Here is a 377-nt window from a genome sequence, read left to right as displayed (position 1 = left end):
AATAGACACTGAATGCTATGAAGTGTTGGATGAGTTGAAATAGACGAAAAAGCCGATAGTTCGGCTTTATCATTGGCTCTCGATAGGTCTATTTGTAAGCTAACTTCGCTTGGTTATTTTTACATTAAACCCAACAGGAGACATCGTGAACGCAAACTGTTCAACCACAGCTTCAGGGGCTTGTTGTGGCTCGATGCTGAATTCTTTAAACAATGTATGAAAGGCGAGTTTTATTTCCATCATGGCCAATGAGCGTCCAGGGCATAGCCTTGCTCCTCCACCAAACGGCTGAAGGTTAGAGAAGGAAGCGCCATCTTTTTCTACCCAACGATTCGGGTTAAACGTTGTTGGCTCTTCAAATAAATCAGGGTCAAAAC

General features: G+C 43.0%; 1 protein-coding gene. It reads right to left on the bottom strand.

Going from position 1 to position 377, the window contains the following annotated elements:
- Positions 1-99: 99 nt before the first annotated feature.
- A partial coding sequence (locus AB4653_RS29035; protein WP_372106097.1) for a cytochrome P450 occupies positions 100-377 on the bottom strand: 278 nt, incomplete at its 5' end.

It is taken from the genome of Vibrio sp. 10N.222.48.A3 (assembly GCF_041475345.1).
GTDB lineage: Bacteria > Pseudomonadota > Gammaproteobacteria > Enterobacterales > Vibrionaceae > Vibrio > Vibrio tasmaniensis_A.
Note: the sequence above shows the minus strand (reverse complement) of the source record. Positions and strands in the feature narration are given on the sequence as shown.